The following is a 21,322-nucleotide window of genomic DNA, read 5'->3' on the forward strand; positions in this document are numbered from 1 at the left end:
TCCGGCGGGTCAGGTCGCGAGCACGTCTTCGCGTGCGGACCCACGCTCGGACGAATCCGGCAGCGGGCTTGGCTTGATGAAGGCGTTGATCACATTCGCAAGCAGCCGCGACACGTTGTTGTCGAAGCCATTGGCCGGCAGCGCCTGCCCGAACGCAATCGAGCTGCAGGACAGCACGGCGCCGCCGTTCGGCGACGGGAAATAGGTGATGTCGGCGCCGACCCGATGATCCCAGCTTCCCGACGTCCCCGGAGTTTGATGCAGCTGTAGCTGCCCATGGGTGAGATAGTTGTCGGTGTGGCCGCCCGAGGAGGCGATCACCTTGGTGTTGGGCGGCGTGCCGAGCGACAGATCATATTTGTCGAGTTCGATGCCGGCGGCGCCGCCATAGGACAAGCCAAAACCGCCGATCAGTTCGCCCTCGATGCCCTCGGTGATCCAGGCCAGCGACGGCTCGTAGCTGTCCGGCATGCGCTCGAACGGCGCGCTGGTGCCGAAGCCTTCGGAAACGAAACCGACTCCCATGATCTTTTGCGGCGGGCGGCCGAGGCACTTCCACGGCCCGCCCTTCTGCCCGGTCGTTGCCATATAGTGCTCGCCGGGCCGCGCCTCCCAGGCCTTCCAGCCGTCGCCGAGCTTGCGGCATTCCAGAACCCAGGGCTCGTCGTCGCGGAACGCGACGTTGCAGTAGTAGCCGTTGGCGCCCAGATAGATGTAGCGGCCCCCGCCCTCGATATAATCCTCCGTCGCGTCCATCATGCGCTCGGAATAATACTCCGGATGCGTGCCGCTGAGCACGCACGGATACGGTGCCAGCGCCGCGACCCCTTCGCGGTCGAGGTCCTCGTCGGTCAGCACGTCGTAGTCGTACTGCATGTGCTCGAGCCAGGCGATCACCGACAGGTCGGCCGGGTATTGCCAAGTAATGTCCATGCTGGAGATGCGATATTTCGGCCGCATGTTGATCACCGGCCGGTGATAGGAGCTGTAGCAAACGCCCTGCCCGTCGGCCCAGGAATCGTAGCAGCCGTGACCGAACTCGGGATTCTTGTACATCTCAATGTCGATGTCGGCCAGAATCGGCGTCATGCCGCTCATACCCTGGACGATCGGCGCGTCGAACGACAGATGCTCGTTGGCGTAGGCCAGATAGCTCGCCGTCGGGATCAGGAAAGCGATGCGACCGGTCGGCTGCTTGGGCCGGACGAAGAACGGGATGTACTCCTCGCCGAGCCCGGTGCCGTCGCCACCGCGCAGCCGGATGGCATAGGCACCGCTGCGCAGATCTTCTGCGAGACGCAGCGCCCGCGTCGGCTTCCATTTGCAGTCGATCAGCGCATCGGCGTGAAACTCGACGCCGCCATATTCCTCCGGCGCCAGCCGGAAACAGTCGTTGCGGCCACTCCAGTTCCAGCCGGTCTGCGCGCGGACCGGCCGGTTGTAGCCCATCGCATGAAGCTGATACGGGCCGACGTCCGTGACGATGTCGCCGATCCCCTGATCGGTGTAGCCGTGGGTCGTGTCCCAATATGCCACCATGCCGTCTGATGGCGGCACGCCGCCGCCGCGGATGGCATCGAGCTCGGCGCGGCTCAGCACGCGATCGAACAGGCCCGGCCGATCGATCTTGCCGCAATACAACTGCGACACGAAGTGGCCGCGCCGATCGTGCCAATCACGCGAACCGGCCATGAGGAACGGCGTATCGTCGAGATGCTTCTGGCGGAAGCGAAAGCTCTCGGCCACGTGCGAGCGCAGATCGAGCGGCGTGACCTTGCCGAGCACGCTGTTGTAGCGATTGACGACGCCCTCCTGATACAGCGTCGCCCGGCCGGTCGCGGCATCCAGGCTGGCGGCGACGAAGTACCACATGTTGGCGCGCAGCGGCACTTCTGCCTCGACATAATCGACCTCGTCGCCGCGCCCGACCCAAAACTCGAGTAGCCCGTTCGGTTTAATACCGAGCCCGAAGCCGACATTCTTATCGTTGTCCCAGCGACCGAGCAGGAACTGACGATGGCCTACCTGCGGCCACAGCGGATGGATGAAGGCGAATAGGGTTAGGCTCCCGGCGAGCGCCAGCCGCCGGTCCGAATCGGGTACTTCAAGAAAAGAGCCGACCTGCGTGTACTGCTTCTCGACCCGCCAGACGCCGTCGATCGCGGAGGGAACTTCCTGCTCGACGAAGCCGGGGCCATCCGGATGATTATCGCCGTGGATCAGCCGCACCAGCTGGGCGTCCGCAGCGTCGGTCCCGTCGGCGTTGACGTAGAACTGGATGAGCTCTCCCGGCTTGACCGATATCTTGTCCGCATAGCCAAAGAGCTTTACTTGTGCCATCGAGCTTCACTCCAGACCACCGCCGCGCAGTGGGTTGTCAGGATTCCAGCAGGTCGTGCACGCGGCGCAGGAACACGCCGTGATATGCATCCTTGCTGGTCTTGTAGATCTTGTCTTCGACCACCCGCGGCGCCACACCTCGGAAGCCGGACAGCGCCACGATGCGGAAGCCCTCACCCATCGCCGAGATCGCGTATTTGTCCGGTTGCGGCTGGCTGCGGAAGTAGATCAGCAGCCGCTCCAGCGCCTCGCTGTGCTGGGACTGCGGCCCGCGGCGATGCTCGTCGATGATGTCGGGTGTCACCAGCGTCTTTAGAAAATCGCGCTGCATCTTGTCGTAGCGGCGCCGATAGGCTTCGTCGGCATTGTTGATCTCGGTCGCCTCCTCGGGCAGCAGCTCGCCGCCCTTCTCGGCGCGGGTCGAGCGTCGCTCGCTCTTCTTCTTGTCCCGCCAGCTGCGGAACTGCTGCTTGATGCCGAAGATGCCGTTGCGCAGATAGATCACCGTCGCCAGCATGATCAGGCCGATGATGATCAGCCGGATCGGGCCGAGCGTGATCATCACCTTGTCGAAAAACACCACGATCAGCGTGCCCACCACCGCGCCGTCGGCGCGTCCGATGCCACCGATCACCAGCATGGCGAGGCCGAGCAACACGGTGTCGAAATTGAACAGCGAGAATGCGACGCCGCCGAAATTCGCCGAATAGAATCCGCCGATGAAGCCCAGCGCAACCGACGAGATCAGGAACACCCGCACCCGCGCCTGGCGGAAATCGACGCCGGTAGCCTGAGCGAACGCCTCACGCTTCTCAGGCGCCATGCGCAGGATGCGGCCCAGCCGCCGCCCGTTGACGAAGCGATACAGCAGCAGCGCTAGAAGCATCATCGCAAAGCAGGCGTAATAGGCGAGCCGTAGCTGCCCGCTCTGCGACCAATCTTCCGGGATGTACGTATGGGCACCGTAGAGCCCCCCGGTCGCCGCGCCGAACTCCTTCGACGTGACGAAATAGACGCGGCACAGCTCGTTAAGGCCGAGCGTCAGGAGCGCGTAATAGAAGCCGTCGAGCCGGGTCGCCGGCAGCGCGATCAGCCCGCCGAAAATGAGGCCCACGATCGCGCCGGCCGGAGGCAGCAGCCACCATGGCAGGCCGAACTGGACCGAGAGGAATGCGGTGAGGAACGCCGCGGTGCCGACCACCGCGTAGGTCGCCAGCGAGAAGATGCCCGCGGTGCCGATCACCAGCATCCAACAGAGATTGATGGCCGCATAGATGCCGAACGTGGCGCCTGCCGTCAGCAGCGTGTTCTCGAGGCGCATCGGTGTCAGCCACGGCACCAGCGCGAGCGCCAGCAGTCCCAACACCCACCAGATCGGCCGCTTGTCGACGATCGTCTTCTCACGTCGCAGCGTCTTGGCGTTGTACTCGCCGCGGATGCGCAGCAGCCGCCGGCGGGTCGGCCAGTAACGCCAGCGATTCCACGTCTCTGCGCCGTGACCGGGCCATTTGTAGTAGTAGCGCAGTCGCCCCACCGGCGACAGTGTCACTTTCGAGCTACGCGTCGCCTCCCAGACGTCCTGATGGCTGCGGTGCGGAACCGTCGGCAGTTCTTCGGTCTGGCCATCCTTATCCCAGACGTAGAGCGGATTGCGCCAGATCGTTCCGCCGGCTTCGGTCGAGCTCATCGGTCAGGCCTCCCTCGCTTTGTCCAGCAGGCCGGCGATGCCGCGCGGCCGCACCAGCAGGATGGCGATGATCAGCAGGAACTGGGTAATCAGGACGTAGCGGCCGCCGACCGAGACGGTGGTCAGCGCCTCGTTCAGGCCGAGCACCAGCGCAGCGATCACCGCGCCCTGCACGCTGCCGAGCCCGCCGCACAGCGCGATGGCCACCGCCTTGATCATCGGCATCAGCCCGCCGAACGGCGAGATGTAGTAAGTCTGCGACAGCAGCACAGCCGACAATCCGGCGAGGCCGCCGGTGATGGCCATGACGTAGAACGAAGTCCGCCGCACGCCGATGCCGACGATCGAGGCCGCATGCGGGTTCATCATCATGGCGCGGATTTCGAGGCCGCGGCGGCTCGACCGCATCCAGCGCAGCACCAACAGCAGCATGATGACAGAGGTCAACACGTTGCCCACCCGGTCGGCGGTGAGAACCATGCCGGACATCGACAGTTTCCAGGTGCCGAAGATCTCCGGCAGGTTCTTCGAGCGCGGCCCGAACCACCACATCAGCGTTTGCGTACCAACCAGATTGATCGCCAGCGTGGCGATCAATCCGCGTGTGGTGAAGTTAGGCTTGTCGTGAATCGGGATGAACGCCACCGCGCAGACAAGAACGCCACCAAGTGCGCCGGCGAGGATTCCGACCCCGAGCACGGCGGGGCCGAACGTGGTGACGTATTGGGCGAACAGCCAGGCCCCGTAACCCGCGAAGGCGAACACGAAGCCATAGGAAAGGTTGAGCAGGCCGAGGCTCGACCAGGTGATCGAAACGCCGATCGCCAGTGTGCCGTAGATGGCGGCGAGCACGATCGTGTTGCTGATGATGAACCACAGATCCATGTCATCTACGCCTTGCTGACGTCGTGCAGCATCAGAGCTGCGGAGGCCTCGCCCTTGAGCTTGCCGGCGTGCATCCCGATGATGCGGTCGACGCGGCCCTCGAGCAGCGCGACGTTCTGCTCGGCGATCACCATCGCCGACGTGCCGAGGTCGATCGCCATCAGCGCATCGATCACGCTCTTGCCGATCTTGGGCGCGAGGCCGAGCGACGGCTCGTCGACCAGGAACAGCGACGGCTCGGCCATCAGTCCGCGCCCGATCGACACCATGCGGCGTTCGCCTCCCGACAGTCGACCGACCGGGATGTGCATCAGCTTCTTGAGCGGCGGGAAGATTTCCAGGATTTCGAGCTTGCGCTGCGCCCTTTCGCGCCAGGCGCGCGGCGTGAAGGCGCCGGAATCGAGATGCTCCTCCACCGTGAGGCCGTGGAAAATCTCGTCTCCCTGCGGGATCAGCGCCAGACCGGACCGCACGATCTGATGGGTATAGCGCCCAGGCCCCTGGCTGCGGGTCCGGCCGACCTCGGCGCCGTTGAGCTTGATCGAACCGCGCTGCCACCCGGTGAGACCGGCAATCGCGTAGAACAGTGTCGACTTGCCGTGACCATTGAGACCGACGATCCCGATACGCTCGCCGGAGTTGACGATCAGATCGAGATCGTGAATCACCCGCATCGGACCGTAACCCGCCGACAGGCCGGCGACGTTCAGGACCTCGCGCCGATCGACCGAGGCGGTCGACAACGGTCTCGTTGCAGCAGCCGGCATGCGCTAGGCCTCCTCCACATTTTCGAAATAGGCGGCGTGGACCTTGGGATCAGCCAGCACGTCCTTCATCAACCCCTCCGAGATGACTTCGCCCGCATCCATCACCATGACGCGATCGGCAATCGTCGACAGCAGCTCGATGCGGTGCTCGACGATGACGATCGAAATGTTCATTTCCTTCGACAGCACACGCAGCAGGAAATCGATCTCGTCGACCTCGGAGTTGATGAGTCCCGCGGCCGGCTCGTCCATCAGCAGCAGCGACGGGCGACGCATCAGCAGACAGGCGAGCAGCAGCTTGCGCCGGTTCAGCGTTTCGAGCTGAACCGCCGGCGTGTCGGCGTCGACCTTGAGGTTGACGAGCTCAGCGCCGTACTCGGCATCGTATTTGGTGAGGTAAGGCGGAAAGGCCTGACGCGCGGCCTTGAAGGTCTCCTCCACGGTCAGTTCGTCGGGGATCACCGGCGTTTGATACGTACGGCCGATGCCGAGCCGCGCGCGGGCGTGCAGCGGCAGCGAAGTAATGTCCTCGTTTTTGAACCACACCTTGCCGCTCTTCGGTGCAATGCGGCCGGACAGCACTTCGAACAGACTTGTCTTGCCTGCCCCGTTCGGCCCGATGATGCCGAGCACCTCGCCGCGACAGACGCTCAGGTCGATGTCGTGCAGGATCGTCCGGCCGCCCAGATCGAGGCTGATGTCGCTGCCGGTGAACAGCGGCTGGCGTGCCGCGCCGCTCCGCCGATCGTCCTGTGCCTGCATCAGCATCAGGTCCACCACGGCGCGGGCTTGAGCTTGGCTTCCGACACTTCGGACGGGAAGATCAGCTTGTGATCCTTGTCCTGAACCTGGAAGTACAGCTGCGCCATACCCTTTTCGAGCTCTGAGACCTGAATGTCGTCACCACCATTGTTCGGGAAGTGGAAGGCCTCCTGATAGGCGTTGTTCATGTCGAGAAAACCGGTGACGCCGCGTTGCGGATTGGCGCGGATCCAGTCGGACACGTCCTTGAACTTGCGCGGATCGCCGACCGCTTCCCAGGCTTTCTTGAGGTAGTAGGTGTGGTCGTAGGCGAGACCCGGATAGGTCAGGCCCATGATGCCGGGGAAGCGCTTCTTGTATTTGTCGCCGAACGCCTTCCCTTTTTCGTCTGCATAAAGCCCGGCCGTGGTCGACCATGCGAAACCGTTGGCGGAATTGCCGGCCAATGTCAGGAATTCCGGCTGCGACGGGCCGTATTGCAGATAAACCAGCGAATTCGGCACCGGATCGGCGACGAATTGCTTGCAGAACGCCGCGTATTCGGCCGCGACCCAGTGGTCCACCATGATGGCGCCGGCGTCGACGTCCTTCATTTCGCGGATCACCGGCGACCAGTCCTGAACCGGAAACTGAATGTCGGTGACGCGGGCGACCTCGAACTTGCCCCGCTTCTTGATGGCTTCCTGCGCGGCCTTGGAGATCGTCTGGCAGTAAGCCACCTGCTCCTGGATGATGTGGACCTTGCGGTTCTTCGGCTTCCAGACGCCGAGCTTTTCCTCGTGTTCGAGCCACAGCGGATACGTCCAGCCATAATTGACCTCCGATGGCGCCGTCTGAAACACATGGCTGAACTTCTGCGGGTTTTTCTTCACCGCCTCCGTGCCGGCACGCTGCGCGTTGCCGTAAAGCAGCGGACACTTGTACTTGGAGGACGCGTCGATCGCCGGGATCGGCACCAGCGTGAAGGCGAACGAGATGGCATCGACCTGGGCGTCGACGCAGGCGGCGATGGCCTGCTTGCTGCTCTCCGGCGACAACACGTCGATATCGACCATGAACAGTTTCAGCTCGCGGCCCATGATGCCGCCGGCAGCGTTGATCTCCTCCACCGCCAATGTCGAGCCCTGGGTGAAGTCGAGATGATCCGCAACGCCCGCCGCCGAGGTCTGCGCCGACGGCATCCCGATGGTGATCGGCTTGCCTGTGAACGCGCGCGACTTGGCAATCCACGGCATCGCCATCGCGGCGCCGAGCCCGGCGGTGACGGCGCGTCTGGTCAGATTCGAAGTCATCTCAACCCTCCCTGCAGGATCAGCCGACGACAGGTCCGGCTGCAAAAGGATGGCGACCAGCGATCGGCACGAAGCCGATACTGACGACTGCAATCCCCAGCGGTCCGAGAACCGTTTAGTGTTCGGGACGGCATCGCGTCAGCCACGATCGCACCGCATGCAAATACTCTCGTGGCGGATCGGCAGCTTCAATACGTCAACCGACCGATTTGCCGAGCTATTCGCCAGCGCAGCGGTTCCGCGCAAATTAGGATCGCGGCCGGATACTCTTGGCTGAAAGAGATGACGAGGGGCGATCAGCGCCGCGGCTGCCATTGTGCGCGGCAACATCGCCCTGATAGTTAAGAATGCTGATCATCACACGGGCACCGGCCGCCAGTATCAGCATATTTTGGCGGCATGACAGTCCGCCGCAAACTCGCTACGCTCCGTCCTGTCGGTTTTGTTCTGGCAAAACCGTTCAGCGGGGATGATCCGTGAGCTACGCGCCCGACAGTTCCGTCATTCTGGCCTGGGGTGCTTCGCCGCAAGATGCGCGCGGACAAATGATCGACCGCGCTGCCGAAGTGACCGGGATCATCCGTGATTTGGTGCGCTGCTCGGCTTTCGCTTTGTGCGCGTGGGATCCGCTGGCTCGCACCCACCGGCATCTCACTCTGGCGTCTGACGGCTACTCGGACGCGGTGCTGGCGCACGTCAACGATGAATTCGTCCGAAGCAACCCGGCCTTCATGATCGCCCACCGCGACGAGCCGCGGGCGCTACGCTGGCGCGACTACGAGAAAGACTGGGATCTGTGGTTTCAGGACACGCCCACGGCGCGCGATTATTTGATCCCTTCCGGTTTCAGCGAAGGCTCGACCATGTGCCTGCGGCTACCGGATGGCCGCTATTGCGGCGCCATCCATGTCAGTTGGACCTCGCCGGCGGCCGCGACCGACGAGCGCCGCGAGATCACCGAGCGCTTCCGTCCGATTCTCGCCGAGGTCTGCGATCAGCTGCGCATGCCGCATCTGCTGGCCGAAACCCTGCCGGTCAACGCCCATGCGCTGGTGATATCCGCCAACGGCGCCGCCTTCAGCCTGAAGGCGCGCGCACCCGGCGTGCATCTGGCGCCGGACGGTGCGCTGCGGCGCTTACTTCTTGACACCGCGTCGACGTGGTCGGCACGCCGCTTCCTGTGGTGCGACGATGGCGGCCAATGTCACCGCGTAACGCTGATCCCTCGCCAGCGTGGCGTGGTACTGGTCAGCGAAGAACAGATCGAATGGCCGCATGATCTGAGCTGGCGCGAAATCCAAGTGCTGCACCTCGTCTCAACCGGGGCCTCCAATCCGCAGATCGCCAATCAGCTCTGCGTCGCGCCGCGCACCGTCTCGACCCATGTCGAGCACATCCTGGCGAAGATGGAGTGTGTGTCCCGCACTGCGCTCGCAGCTCGCGCCGTGGCTGAGGGCTTGTTGCTTCCACGCGATCCCGGCAATCGAGATCGGCGCTGAATTCGACAGAAAGACGCGCCGCGCCTGCCGATGGCAGCCCGCAACCCTTTGGACCTCCATCCCGGATGCAGGGGCAAGCCTCGCCCTTTTGAAGCGTTTTGAACCGATAGAGGGAAATCACACCCGTCTGGCGACAACTCCACATCGACGCCATGGATCTGCGCAGCGCGGCGTCGGAGACTCGAACGAACGCGTATCGGCGCTCCAGCCGCAGAACGAAGCCGCCACTTGCGCTTTAGGACGACGGGGCTATGCTCACTGCATTCGGCGCGCTTCGATGCGGCAGCGCGCCGGCGCGGCAGTGATTGCCACTTCCCAGTTTATGGGACGGCTTCTGCTCGCGCGCTGCGTTGTCGCCGGCTGCCGTCCTTCGTAGATTACTCGGAGGATAGCATGAGCCTCGACTCCTACCGGATCATAGCCGAACCCTATTATCAGCCTCACGGCAACGAGATCGAGATCTTCACCGCGGCCTATGCCGAGCGGCTGCCGGTGATGCTCAAGGGCCCGACCGGCTGCGGCAAGACGCGGTTCGTCGAGCACATGGCTTGGCGGCTCGGCAGGCCGCTGGTCACCGTGGCGGCGCACGAGGACATGACCGCCGCCGACCTCGCCGGCCGCTATCTGCTCGAGCCGCAAGGCACGGTGTGGCATGACGGACCGCTGACTCAGGCGGTGCGGCACGGCGCGATCTGCTACCTCGACGAGATCGTCGAGGCGCGGCAGGACACCACCGTGGTGATCCATCCCCTCACCGACGCCCGCCGCATCCTGCCGCTGGAAAAGCACAACGAGATCGTGCCGGCGCATACCGACTTCCAGCTCACCATCTCGTACAATCCCGGCTACCAGAGCGCGGTGAAGGATCTGAAGGAGTCGACCAAGCAGCGGTTTCTCGCAATCGACTTCTCCTATCCGCCGCCGCAGATCGAAAGCGCCATCGTGGTGCGCGAGAGCGGCGCCGACAGCTCGCTCGCCGATATTCTGGTGGCGATCGGCCAACGCTCGCGCAATCTGCAAGGCCACGGCCTCGACGAAGGTGCCTCGACGCGGATGCTGATCCATGCCGGCCGGCTGGTGCGCGGCGGCGTGCCGCTCGGGGCCGCGGTGCAGTCGAGCATCGTGCTGCCGATCACCGACAATCCCGACGTCCGCGCCGCGCTGCGCGCCGCCATCGAGGCCTGCATGCCGTGAGCGCGGAGACGAGCCGCCCGCTCCTGCACATCGTCGCGCCGACGCCGGACAGCGCGACGCGCGAGCTGCACCAGATGATGCGGCAGCGCGAGACGCTGCGTGCGCCGTTCCGCGCCGCCTGGGACGACCTCGCGACGCGGCGGAGCGAGGCTGATCTCGACGCCTGGGCGTCCGCGGTGCTGGAGCTCGCTCATGTCAACGCGGGCCCCGGCTGCCTGATCGCCTTTTGGAACGTTAGCCGCAGCGAACCCGGCGACAACGTCGCGCCGCTGCTGGCCGCCGCCAGCGCGGCCGCGGAGATCTGCCGCGAGGCCGGCGCCCGCACCGCGGCGCTGAGTCTGAAGGCGCTGCCGATCGCCCGCAACGCGTTCGCCTCCGGCCCCGAGCTGGCGCGCTGGTGGCGAGCGATGACGCAGTTCGCGCATGAGGCGCCTGAGTGCGTCGAGCCGATGGCGCTGCGGATGGCGGCGATCCTGGCGCCGGGCTCGGTCGAGGCGTTCGAGAATTTCATCGCCGCCGGATTGAAGCTCGCGGGCAGCGATCGCCGCGTCCGGCAGAATTACTTCACGCTGCAGCACGAGCTGGCGCAGCGGCTGATCAGCCGCGACTTCGGCGGCGTCGATTTCGCCGAGACCGAGCGCCACCTCAAGGCCTTCGTCACCGCGTTGTGGGGCCGCGTGCCGCTGCTGCGCGCTTTGCCCTGCGGCGACACCGCGGTGGCGCGGCGCTCGGCGATCGCCGGGCCGCTGATCCGGTTGCCGGAAGTCTATCGCGGCTTCGAAGGCGACGAGGCCTGGCAGCTGTATCGCGCCGCCGCCGCGCACACGCAGGCGCATCTGGTGCTCGGCGGCAGCCGCTTTGCGGTCGGCAAGCTCAAGCCGCTGCAGATCGTGCTGGTCGGGCTGATCGAGGACGCGCGGATCGAGGCCCTGGCGCTTCGGCAATTGCCCGGGCTGCGCCGGCTGTGGGCGCCGTTTCACACCGCGAGGCCCGCCGGCATCGCCACCGCGCCGGCGCTGCTGGCGCGGCTCGCCCGCGCGCTGTTCGATCCGAACTACGACGACGATCACGGCTTCATCGAGAAGGCCCGCGCGTTGTTCGCGGCCGCGCAGCCACGGCTGCACGACCCGGCGATAGCCCGCGAGATCGGCATGCTGCTCGGCAACGATCTCGGCCAGATGCGGCTGCAGTTCAACGCCAAGACCCACGTGATCGAGCCGGTGTATCGCGACGACAATCTCGGCCTGTGGGATTTCGACGAGCCGCCGCAGGCCAATGCCGAAGTGCTGGAGATGTTCGTCGACGCGTCGCGCATCGAGCAGCAGGAGACCGACGAGGCGCCGCCGGACGATCGGCAGCCATCGGACAGCGACGCCGGCAAGGCGCGGCCGGTGGCGCCGGACAGCCGCGGCACCGTGCTGGCGACCTATCCGGAGTGGGATCGCCGCCACGGCATCGAGCGGCCGGAATGGACCACGGTGCGCGAGGTTGCAGCGATCCGCGGCGACGCGCGTCGCATCACCGACGCGCTCGACAGAGCCGACGCGCTGCGCGGCCGCGTCACACGGCTGGTGCGCGGCCTGCGCGTCGGCCGCAGTGTCCGGCTCAATCGCCAGCCCGACGGCCATGATCTCGACCTCGACGCGGTGATCGACGCTGGCCTCGCGCTACGCACCGGCCAGGAGCCGGACCCGCGCGTGTTTCGGTCGTCGACCTCGAAGCATCGCGATCTTGCCGCACTGCTGCTGATCGACATCTCGCAATCGACCAGCGACCGCCTGCCGTCGGGCGCGAGTGTGCTCGATGTCGAGCGGCTCGCGGTGGCGGTGCTGGCCGAGGCGATGCAGAAGCTCGGCGATCCGTTCGGGCTATTGGCCTTCGCCTCCGACGGCCGCGACGACGTCAAGCTCACCACCGTGAAAGCCTTCGCCGAGCCCTACGGCACCGAGGCGATGGCGCGGCTCGACGGCCTCGCCGCCGGCTACTCGACGCGGCTCGGCACCGCGCTGCGCCACGCCGGCGCGGTGATCGGAGACCAACGCAGCTTCCGCAAGCTGGTGCTGGTGCTGACCGACGGCGAGCCGTCCGACATCGACGCCAGCGATCCCGCCGACCTGATCGAAGACGCACGTCGCGCCGCAGTCGGCCTGCACGCCCGCGGCATCGACGCGTTCGGCGTCGTCCTCGGCAGCCCCGGCATGGCGGCCGCGGCGCGCATTTTCGGCCGCGGCAACACCATGCTGGTGCACCGCGTCGAGGACCTGCCGGCGAGGTTGTCGGAGTTGTATTTTAGGTTGGCAAGGCGGTGATGGATGCACCGCACTGTGTCCTCATCCTGAGAGCCTGGCCGAAAATGCGGCCTTTAAAATTAGGCACTTTCCTATCCACGCGTCATGCCCGGCCTCGTGCCGGGCATCCACGCCTTGCTGAAGGAAATGCGGCAAAGGCGTGGATGGCCGGGACAAGCCCGGCCATGACGGAGTAACCGATAGTAAATCGCTTACTTCCGCCGCATCGCCAGCGGAATGCCGAGCGTTACCTCGGCGATCACGTGAAACGCCGCCGTCAATCCCCGCGTCAGGCCGCCGCCGTCCGGCGCTGTCATGCGCACGACGAAGCCGGCATCGTTCGGCGCCGTCGAGACGCCGGCGAAGCAGCCGACGCGCTCCGCCACCGCTTCGATGGCTTCCGGCGCCGGCAACCGATCTTCCGGCGCAATCACGATCACCGATCCGGCCGCCCCGGCACCACCGAGCGCGTCGTAGGCGTTGCCGAGATCGGCGCCGCGCAGCGCGCCGCGGTCGAGCAGCAGCAAACTGCCATCCGGACGGGTGACGCGGAGGTCGCTGGCGAAACGCGTGAACGTGCCCTCGAACCGCGTCGGACGATGCGCGCCAAAACCGTCGGCGAGGATCAGCACGCCATTGGGATCGACGACGGCGCTGGTGGCGAGCTGCAGCTCGGCTTCGGGAAACAGGATGTACGGATCATTGGTCAACGCCGCGAAGCCACCAGCGGCGACGTGAACGCGCTGGCGCAGCGACGCGGCGGCGTCGCGGCAGGCGTGGACCAGCGTTGCCGCCTGGGTGGTGAGATGCAGTGCGGCGCCGGCGCCGACCTCGATATCGAAGCTGAGGTCGTCGGCCGCATACATGCCGCCCGACGCCGATTGCAGATACAGCGTCAGCAGATCCGGCTTGTCGGCATCGAGATAGAAGCCACGGCCGAGATGCCACGGATAGCCGACCTGCTGCCGGCGCAGCATGGTGCGGCCGCCGGCGAATTCGGCGGTGAGCCTTGCGGCGCTGACGCGGCCGGCGTCAGCTGCGAAACAGGACGGCGGAACTAATTGCATCGGCGACGACGTCCACGCCCAGCCCGGAGCGTGCATTGGTGGCGATCACCGGTCTGCCGGCGCGGACGCTCTGCGCCTCCGCCAGCATCGGCTGCAGCGCGACGCCGACATGCGGCGCGAGATCGACCTTGTTGACGACCAACAGATCGCATTTCAGAACGCCCGGCCCTTTCTTGCGCGGAATGTCGTCGCCGCCGGCGACGTCGATGACGAAAATCCACCAGTCGACCAGATCGAGCGAGAACGTCGACGCCAGATTGTCGCCGCCGGATTCGAACAGGATCAGTTCGAGCCCGGGAAACTTGGCTTCGAGATCATCGCCGGCAGCGATGTTCAGCGTCGGGTCCTCGCGGATCACGGTGTGCGGACAGGCGCCGGCCTCGACCGCCGACACCCGCGCCGGATCGATCAGTCCGGAGCGGCGCAGCCGTTCGGCGTCTTCCTTGGTGACGAGATCGTTGGTGACGACGGCGAAGTCGATGCCGCGTTTCTGCAGCACCGGGATCAGCGCTTCGATCAGCGCGGTCTTGCCGCAGCCGACCGGACCGCCGATGCCGATCCGCGCCGCGACCGACGGCCTCGCCTCCGCGCCGACGACCGGCGGCAATTCGTGCACGATCATCGCCTCACCTCAGCATGTAGCGCCGCGCCAGCGGCAGTTCGGTCGCGGGCTCGCAAGTGGCGAGCTCACCATCGACATAGACGTCGAACGTCTCCGGATTGACCGTGATGGTCGGGCAGGCATCGTTGTGCAGCATATCGCGCTTGGTCAGTTTGCGCGTGCCCTTCACCGGCAGCAGCGATTTCGACAGGCCGAGCTTGCCGGCGAGATCGTTCTGGATCGCCAGCGGATGCACGAAGCAGGCCGACAGCGCCGCCGGGGCGCGGCCGAACGCGCCCCATTGCGGCCGCATCAGCAGCGGCTCGCAGGTCATCAGCGACGCCGCGCTGTCGCCCATCGCGCCCCAGGCGATGAAGCCGCCTTTGATCACCAGCTCCGGCTTGATGCCGAAGAATGCCGGCCGCCACACCACGATGTCGGCGAGCTTACCGTCTTCCAGCGAGCCGATGTGATCGGCGATGCCGAAGGTCTTGGCCGCATTGATCGTGTACTTGGCGATATAGCGCTTGATGCGGGCGTTGTCGCCCATGCCGGGCTTGTCCTCCGGCAACGCGCCGCGCTGCTGCTTCATCTTGGAGGCGAGCTGCCAGGTGCGACAGATGACTTCGTGGATGCGGCCCATGCCCTGGCTGTCGGAGCCGAGCATCGAGATCGCGCCGATATCGTGCAGCACGTCCTCGGCCGCAATCGTCTGCGCACGGATGCGGCTCTCGGCGAAGGCGACGTCTTCGGGGATCGCCGGGTTGAGATGGTGGCACACCATCGTCATGTCGAGATGTTCGTCGAAGGTGTTGACCGTGTAGGGATTGGTCGGGTTGGTCGACGACGGCAGGCAGTGCATCTCGCCGGCGACGCGGATGATGTCCGGCGCGTGGCCGCCGCCGGCGCCTTCGGTGTGATACATGTGGATGGTGCGGCCGCCGATCGCCGCCAGCGTATCCTCGACGAAGCCGGACTCGTTGAGCGTGTCGGTGTGGATCTGGACCTGGTAGTCGTACTCGTCGGCGACACGCAGGCAGCAATCGATTGCCGCCGGCATCGAGCCCCAGTCCTCGTGCAGCTTCAGCCCCATCACGCCGGTCTCGAGCTGCTCGACCATCGGGGCGGCGACGTGGGAGTTACCCCGGCCAAGGAAGCCGAAATTCATCGGCCAGTGCTCGGCCGCCTGCAGCATCTTGCCGGTGTTGAACGGCCCGCCGGAATCGATGCCGACCGTGATCGGGCCGAGCGAGCCGCCGATCATGGTGGTGATGCCGCTGGCGAGCGCGTGCTCGACGAGGCCAGCGCTGTCGAAATGCACATGGACGTCGATCGCGCCCGGCGTGGCGATCAGCCCCTCGCAGTCACGCACCGTGGTGCCGGTCGAGACGATCAGCCGCGGATCGACGCCGTCCATGATCTTGGGGTTGCCGGCCTTGCCGAGGCCGACGATGCGGCCGTGCCGGATGCCGAGATCGCCCTTGACGATGCCGAGCACCGGATCGATCACCGTGACGTTGCACAGCAGAAAGTCCAGCGCGCCCTCGGCCGAGGTGATGCCGGCCATGCCGATGCCGTCGCGCAGCGTCTTGCCGCCGCCGTGCAGGCATTCGTCGCCGTACACCGCGTAGTCCTTCTCGACCACCGCCTCCAGCGCGGTGTCGCCGAGCCGCACCTTGTCGCCGGTGGTCGGGCCGTACAGCGCCGCGTAGTCGCGCCTTGCTATCGTCGTCATCACACCCCCCTGAAGCCGCGCGCCTTGGCCCGCGCCAGCGCCGCTTCGCGCACGCGCGGATCGGAGCTCAGCCCTGCCGTCAGATTGTTCAGTCCGGTGAGTTCGCCATTGCCGCCGAACTCGACCAGCGTCACTTCCTTGGTCGCGCCCGGCTCGAACCGCACCGCCGTGCCGGCCGGAATGTCGAGCCGCATGCCGAACGCGGCGCCGCGGTCGAAATCGAGCGCGGCATTGACCTCGAAGAAGTGATAGTGCGAGCCGATCTGGATCGGCCGGTCGCCGGTGTTGATCGCCGTCAGCGTGATCCGCCGGCGGCCGGCATTGAGTTCGAGCTCGCCGTCGGCGGCGGTGATCTTGCCGGGATGCTCGAGGTCGGCCTCGCTGCCCGGCGCCGGCCGGATCGGCTCGTGCACGGTGACGAGCTTGGTGCCGTCCGGGAACACGCATTCGACCTGGATCATATGCATCATCGCGGCGATGCCCGGCATCACGTCGGCGGTCGTGAGGATGGTCGAGCCATAGGCGATCATGTCGGCGACGGTGCGGCCGTCGCGCGCGCCTTCGAGGATCTCGTCGGTGATGATCGCCACCGCCTCCGGATAGTTCAGCTTCAGTCCGCGACCGCGCCGGCGCCGCGCCAGCTCGGCGGCGTTGAAGATCGTCAGGCGTTCCATCTCGGTCGGAGTCAGCAGCATCGCTCTTTCTCTTCAGTTGACGAACAGCCGCAGATCGGCGCGGACATGGCGCGCGGCGGCGATGTCGATGAACGGCACGAAGCTCGCCGGCTCGGCGGCAGCGTCGCCCTGCTCGATCAGCGTCTCGATCGTGACCAGCGAGGCCTGCAGCGCGCGCTGCGCCTGCAGCGCACCGATCGCGCCGAGCCGCACCGCGGCGGCGGCGATGCCCGAGGCGGTGACATAGCCGGAGGCGAGCTGCGCCGACGCCGCGTCGAATTCGAGCGCACGCCACACCGCGCCCTGCATCACCGGCAGATGGCCGAGGCAGTCGCCGGACGCGATCGCGGCGCGCAGCCTTATCGCCGTGTCGCTGCCGAGCCGGGCGTGCGAGGCGACGAAGGACGAGCCGTTACGGCGCGAGCCGTCGCGATGCGGCGCCAGCAAATTCATCGCGTCGCATTGACGGTCCAGCGCGCCGATCGCCGGCAGATCGTCGCCGGCCGCAAACGCGCGCAGCACGAACAGCCGGTCGAACGTCGCCCAGCGCTGCCGCAACACGGTGTCGATCAGCGCCGTCAGCGCCTCCGGCGTGAACCCGCCGCGCAGCGCCGCGATCGCCTCGATGCCGTAGGAGAACGCGAACGAGCCATTCGGGAATCCGCTGTCGGCCTGCCAGATCGCGAGGAGTGCGGACCGCATGCTTAGGTGTCGTGGCTGTGGCGGTGGCCGTGATGATGGCCATGGTGATGGCCGCCCGGCGAACCGTGATCGTGCTCGCCGTCCTCGGCGCTCTCCTGCTCGATGATGTCGACGCCGACGCGGCGGCTGCCGATCAGATCGTCGAGCCGCGCCATGTAATCCTCGGCGCGGCCTTCGATGGCGACGAACAGCGTCTCGCCTTCGAACCGCACGCGCCAGTGCAGATTGCCGGCGTGGTAGCCGAGCTCGATGGCATCGGCGATCGAGCGCGGCGTCAGCCGCAGCCAGCGCTCGGTGCCGGCGCGCACGACGATCGCCTTGTCGTGGTCGAGCCACAGCACCGCGCCGTCGAACAGCTTCTCGTGCCGCGGCAGCGCGATCGCCAGTTCACGGCCGCTCTTGGTCTTCGTCAGCAGCCGGCGGCGCGCCAAATCGGCCACCGGAATATTGACGATGTCGACCGCGCCGCTGTGCTCGAGCCGATGCAGGCCCTCGGAGATGCCTGGAGCGAGACGGCTCCCCAGAACATGATCGATCCGCAGCATCGCGACTATTCCTTCTCTCGTTCAGGCAGATCGCCCGCGGCGCACGCCGCGAGCGATCGTCGGTTATCGCCGGCGCCTCAGCGATGCGCGGTCTCTTTGTTGGGGATACCCTCGATCGGACACTCCTCGACGCCGATGGTGTCGCGGGTAAACGACTCCACCATCTCGCGGGTGCCCTCCGGATCGGCGATCCACTTCGCGTAGAAATCATACGGGCACGCCGCGACGCCCTTGTCGCCGTCGCCGGAATTGATGACGCCGGTGTAGCCGCGGTGCAGCAGCTTGAAGAGGTGGTTGTTCGACTGGCCGGTCTTGCGCGCGTCGCGGATCAGCGACTTGGAGAGCTGTGCGTACTGGATGCCGTACTCCTCCTCGCCGCATTCGCCGAGCGTGCGGCCGTCGAAGCCGACGATCGCCGAATGGCCGAAATACGAGTAGACGCCGTCGAAGCCGGCCGCGTTGGCGACCGCCACATAGACGTTGTTGGCCCAGGCCATCGCCTTGGCCATGATCACCTGTTGGTCCTTGGCCGGATACATGTAGCCCTGGCAGCGCACGATCAGTTCGGCGCCCTTCATGGCGCAGTCGCGCCAGATCTCCGGATAGTTGCCGTCGTCGCAGATGATCAGCGACACTTTGAGGCCCTTGGGGCCTTCGGAGACGTAGGTGCAGTTGCCCGGATACCAGCCCTCGATCGGCACCCACGGCATGATCTTGCGATATTTCTGAACGATCTCGCCCTTGTCGTTCATCAGGATCAGCGTGTTGTAGGGCGCCTTGTTGGGGTGCTCCTCGTGGCGCTCGCCGGTCAGCGAGAACACGCCCCACACCTTGGCCTTGCGGCAGGCTTCGGCGAAGATCTCGGTCTCGTCGCCCGGCACCGTCGAGGCGGTCTCGTACATCTCCTTGGAGTCGTACATGATGCCGTGGGTCGAATATTCCGGGAAGATGACGAGGTCCATGCCCGGCAGGCCGACCTTCATGCCCTGGATCATGTCGGCGATCTTCTGAGCGTTGGCCAGCACCTCGGCCTTGGTGTGCAGCCGCGGCATCTTGTAGTTGACGACGGCAACGCCGACCGTATCGTTGCTGGAAGAAATATCACCGTGGTGCATGTCGGACTCCTGTTGCTGAAGCGAAAATCGGCGACGCACTCAGCGCGCCTCCCGGGACTAAGCCGCTCTTATTGAATTGACGCCGATCAATCGCCACACCGCTCCCTCTCTTCAGGCACGACTTCTCGTTCGCGCTGGAGCGCGTTGTTTCGACCCACGGATATGTTCAGTTCGCCGCATCGCAGCCGGGCGACCCGCCCGCCTGCAAAGCACATCGCAAAACAAAAAAGCCCGACGGATCCTCGCGGACCCCTCGGGCTACACAGCCTATTGCCGAACCAGCTTCATCGATGGCGCGGCGGCGTCGATAGCAGGACTACTTCGTCCTTACGACTACGAAAGACTAATCATCTTTCATCCGGTACTGCAAGAGCTCATTTGCGTGAATAATTGCCGCCGCCATATCGTCCATCGACAGCCGCTTCGACATCGCCTGGCGACGGATGCTTTCATACGCGTCGGCTTCGCTCAGCCCCTGCCCGTCCATCAGAATGGTCTTGGCCTTCTGAATGCGCTGGATGCCGGAGAGCTTACGCTCGAGCTTGCGAATTCGCTTGGTGGTTTCACGCCGCTCCAGCCACAAGCTACGCGCGATGGTCAGGTTGGTGAGCAGGCCGAACGGGCGGATCGGCCGCTCGATCACCGCCACCGCGCCGGCTTCGAGCACGAGCTGCAGTGTCGACGGATCTTCGTAGCTGACGACCGCGATCAGCGTCGGCCGGCTGCCGCTATCGGCCTTGAGCAGTTTCTGAATCTCGGACCGGACGTCGTGTTCGATCGCCAGGATCACCACGTCGGTGCCGTCCGGCCAGTCCGCGGGCACCGGCCATTGCGCCTCCACCGTGCAGCCGATGCGGCGCAGATGCTCGACGAGTTGCACCCGCTCGACATCGGCGGGGTGCACCACATGCACCCGCAAGCCACGGAGGTCCCGAAGAATCTGGATCGTCATCCGCAGATCTCGATCAGCATGGTCTAGGTCGCGGAGGCATGGATTTCGTCGGCAGACCAGTCGTCGAGACTCTGCACGACGCAGTAAGGGTCGGGCTTGATGCGCACGCCCGGATTCCACACGGTGCGGAAGCGGCCCTGCCCGTCCAGGCGGGCGATGCGCGGCCACAGATAGGTGTGATTGTTTTCTCGATCGATGCGAACCCTCCCCTGCGGCGCATCGAATTCGGAATCGCGCAGTTCGGAGAGGACGCGCTCGGGATCGTCGGTGCCGCATCGGGCGAGCGCCCGCATCGCCAGATGCATCTGGAAATAGGCCGCCTCCGCTCCCGCCGTCACCGGCGCATCGGCGCCGAAGCGCTGCTTGAAATTGCCGACGAACTGCCGCGCCGACGGCGTCGACAAGGTTTCGAAAAACGGCGCCGCCGTGATGTGGCCTTCGGCCGCTTCCGCCGACATCTCCGCCACTTCGGCCTCACTGGTGGTGAGGCTGGCGATCGGCATCTTGCCTGGATCGAAACCAGCCTCGCGATAGGCCTGGTAGAACATCGCCGTCCCGGAACCGACCACGGTGGAGAAGATCACGTCGGGCGCGGCCTTCTTAATCTTGGCGATGACGCGGTCGAAATCCTTCGGCTCGGGCTGCAGCGAGACGTACAGTTCGTCGAGCACCTTGCCGCGGCCCTGGGCCACGAAGTCGGCCATCAGCCGATTGGATTCATAGGGATAAATATAGTTGGAGCCGACGAAGAAAAAGCGGTTGCCGTAGGCGGACAATAGATAGCGCGCGAGCTGAATCGAGTTCTGGTTGGGCGCCGCGCCGGTGTAGATGCAATTGCGCGAATATTCGAAGCCTTCGTACAGCGTCGGATAGAACAACAGGCCGCGATAGGCTTCGACCACCGGCAGGATGGTTTTGCGCGTGCTGGTCATGTAGCAGCCGAACAACAGGCGAACCCGATCGACCTGCAGCAGCCGTTCGGCGAGGCTGCGGAACTGCTTCGGATTGGACGCCGGATCGTAGATCACCGGCTCGATCGGCCGATCGAGAATGCCGCCCGCGGCATTGATCTCTTCGATGGCCAGCAGCGTCGCGTTCAGCTGAGAGCGCTCGATCGTGGACGTTACGCCGGTTTGTGAGAACAGCACGCCGACGCGCCAACTGCCTCGCTTTTCGTCACTCGCTGCCATTTTGTTGTTCAGAGCTCAGTCTCGACT

At 65.5% G+C, this 21,322-nt stretch carries 18 protein-coding genes; 3 read left to right on the top strand and 15 right to left on the bottom strand.

Features of this window, described 5'->3' with window-relative positions; all coding sequences use genetic code 11:
- Positions 1-9: 9 nt before the first annotated feature.
- From D4Q52_RS06815 to D4Q52_RS06840, 6 genes are read right to left on the bottom strand one after another with little or no spacing between them, the layout of a single operon-like run.
- Positions 10-2,340 (bottom strand): N,N-dimethylformamidase beta subunit family domain-containing protein, encoded by a 2,331-nt coding sequence (locus tag D4Q52_RS06815; RefSeq protein ID WP_119855790.1) that lies wholly within the window; start codon positions 2,338-2,340, stop codon positions 10-12.
- A 37-nt stretch (positions 2,341-2,377) separates the two neighbouring features.
- Entirely contained in the window at positions 2,378-4,027 is a 1,650-nt protein-coding gene (locus D4Q52_RS06820) for a branched-chain amino acid ABC transporter permease (RefSeq protein WP_119855791.1), read from the bottom strand.
- A gap of 3 nt (positions 4,028-4,030) precedes the next feature.
- Positions 4,031-4,912, bottom strand: a complete 882-nt coding sequence (locus tag D4Q52_RS06825; protein WP_119855792.1) for a branched-chain amino acid ABC transporter permease — start codon at positions 4,910-4,912, stop codon at positions 4,031-4,033.
- 5 nt (positions 4,913-4,917) lie between these two features.
- The gene (locus tag D4Q52_RS06830) at positions 4,918-5,679 is read right to left on the bottom strand and encodes an ABC transporter ATP-binding protein (protein ID WP_119855793.1); all 762 of its coding nucleotides are present in this window, start codon (positions 5,677-5,679) and stop codon (positions 4,918-4,920) included.
- Positions 5,680-5,682: 3 nt separating this feature from the next.
- Positions 5,683-6,447, bottom strand: coding sequence for an ABC transporter ATP-binding protein (locus D4Q52_RS06835; protein ID WP_234831105.1), 765 nt, complete (start codon positions 6,445-6,447; stop codon positions 5,683-5,685).
- A complete protein-coding gene (locus D4Q52_RS06840) occupies positions 6,447-7,733 on the bottom strand; it encodes an ABC transporter substrate-binding protein (RefSeq protein ID WP_119855794.1) in 1,287 nt (428 codons plus the stop codon). Before D4Q52_RS06840 ends, D4Q52_RS06835 begins: the two co-directional genes overlap by 1 nt.
- 476 nt (positions 7,734-8,209) lie before the next feature.
- Between D4Q52_RS06840 and D4Q52_RS06845 the strand changes: the two genes are divergently transcribed.
- The 3 genes from D4Q52_RS06845 (at position 8,210) to D4Q52_RS06855 (ending at position 12,735) form a co-directional block, all read left to right on the top strand.
- Positions 8,210-9,232 (top strand): helix-turn-helix transcriptional regulator, encoded by a 1,023-nt coding sequence (locus D4Q52_RS06845; protein ID WP_147407771.1) that lies wholly within the window; start codon positions 8,210-8,212, stop codon positions 9,230-9,232.
- A gap of 393 nt (positions 9,233-9,625) precedes the next feature.
- A complete protein-coding gene (locus D4Q52_RS06850) occupies positions 9,626-10,426 on the top strand; it encodes a CbbQ/NirQ/NorQ/GpvN family protein (protein ID WP_119855796.1) in 801 nt (266 codons plus the stop codon).
- Positions 10,423-12,735 carry a nitric oxide reductase activation protein NorD gene (locus D4Q52_RS06855; protein ID WP_234831106.1) on the top strand — a complete coding sequence of 771 codons (2,313 nt, stop codon included), beginning with the start codon at positions 10,423-10,425 and terminating at the stop codon, positions 12,733-12,735. The genes D4Q52_RS06850 and D4Q52_RS06855 overlap by 4 nt, the downstream gene beginning before the upstream one ends.
- A 191-nt stretch (positions 12,736-12,926) precedes the next feature.
- Here the strand turns inward: D4Q52_RS06855 and D4Q52_RS06860 are convergent, their stop codons facing one another.
- The 9 genes from D4Q52_RS06860 to D4Q52_RS06900 all read right to left on the bottom strand — a co-directional run bounded on the left by D4Q52_RS06860 (position 12,927) and on the right by D4Q52_RS06900 (position 21,295).
- Complete coding sequence (locus D4Q52_RS06860; RefSeq protein WP_119855797.1) at positions 12,927-13,781, bottom strand: urease accessory protein UreD; 855 nt, start codon at positions 13,779-13,781, stop codon at positions 12,927-12,929.
- Positions 13,747-14,403 carry an urease accessory protein UreG gene (gene ureG, locus D4Q52_RS06865; RefSeq protein ID WP_119855798.1) on the bottom strand — a complete coding sequence of 219 codons (657 nt, stop codon included), beginning with the start codon at positions 14,401-14,403 and terminating at the stop codon, positions 13,747-13,749. The genes D4Q52_RS06860 and ureG overlap by 35 nt, the downstream gene beginning before the upstream one ends.
- A 4-nt stretch (positions 14,404-14,407) precedes the next feature.
- Positions 14,408-16,117 carry an urease subunit alpha gene (gene ureC / locus D4Q52_RS06870; RefSeq protein ID WP_119855799.1) on the bottom strand — a complete coding sequence of 570 codons (1,710 nt, stop codon included), beginning with the start codon at positions 16,115-16,117 and terminating at the stop codon, positions 14,408-14,410.
- Positions 16,117-16,812: an urease subunit gamma gene (locus D4Q52_RS06875; RefSeq protein ID WP_119855800.1), complete on the bottom strand. Its 696-nt coding sequence runs from the start codon at positions 16,810-16,812 to the stop codon at positions 16,117-16,119. The genes ureC and D4Q52_RS06875 overlap by 1 nt, the downstream gene beginning before the upstream one ends.
- A gap of 12 nt (positions 16,813-16,824) precedes the next feature.
- Positions 16,825-17,493, bottom strand: a complete 669-nt coding sequence (locus D4Q52_RS06880) for an urease accessory protein UreF (RefSeq protein WP_119855801.1) — start codon at positions 17,491-17,493, stop codon at positions 16,825-16,827.
- Positions 17,494-17,495: 2 nt separating this feature from the next.
- A complete protein-coding gene (gene ureE, locus D4Q52_RS06885; protein WP_119855802.1) occupies positions 17,496-18,038 on the bottom strand; it encodes an urease accessory protein UreE in 543 nt (180 codons plus the stop codon).
- A gap of 77 nt (positions 18,039-18,115) precedes the next feature.
- Positions 18,116-19,153, bottom strand: coding sequence for an aliphatic amidase (locus tag D4Q52_RS06890; protein ID WP_119855803.1), 1,038 nt, complete (start codon positions 19,151-19,153; stop codon positions 18,116-18,118).
- 343 nt (positions 19,154-19,496) lie between these two features.
- The gene (locus D4Q52_RS06895) at positions 19,497-20,105 is read right to left on the bottom strand and encodes an ANTAR domain-containing response regulator (protein WP_119855804.1); all 609 of its coding nucleotides are present in this window, start codon (positions 20,103-20,105) and stop codon (positions 19,497-19,499) included.
- A gap of 23 nt (positions 20,106-20,128) precedes the next feature.
- The gene (locus D4Q52_RS06900; RefSeq protein ID WP_119855805.1) at positions 20,129-21,295 is read right to left on the bottom strand and encodes a transporter substrate-binding domain-containing protein; all 1,167 of its coding nucleotides are present in this window, start codon (positions 21,293-21,295) and stop codon (positions 20,129-20,131) included.
- Between the last annotated feature and the right edge of the window lie 27 nt (positions 21,296-21,322).

The organism is Rhodopseudomonas palustris (assembly GCF_003591005.1).
Taxonomy (GTDB): domain Bacteria; phylum Pseudomonadota; class Alphaproteobacteria; order Rhizobiales; family Xanthobacteraceae; genus Rhodopseudomonas; species Rhodopseudomonas palustris_K.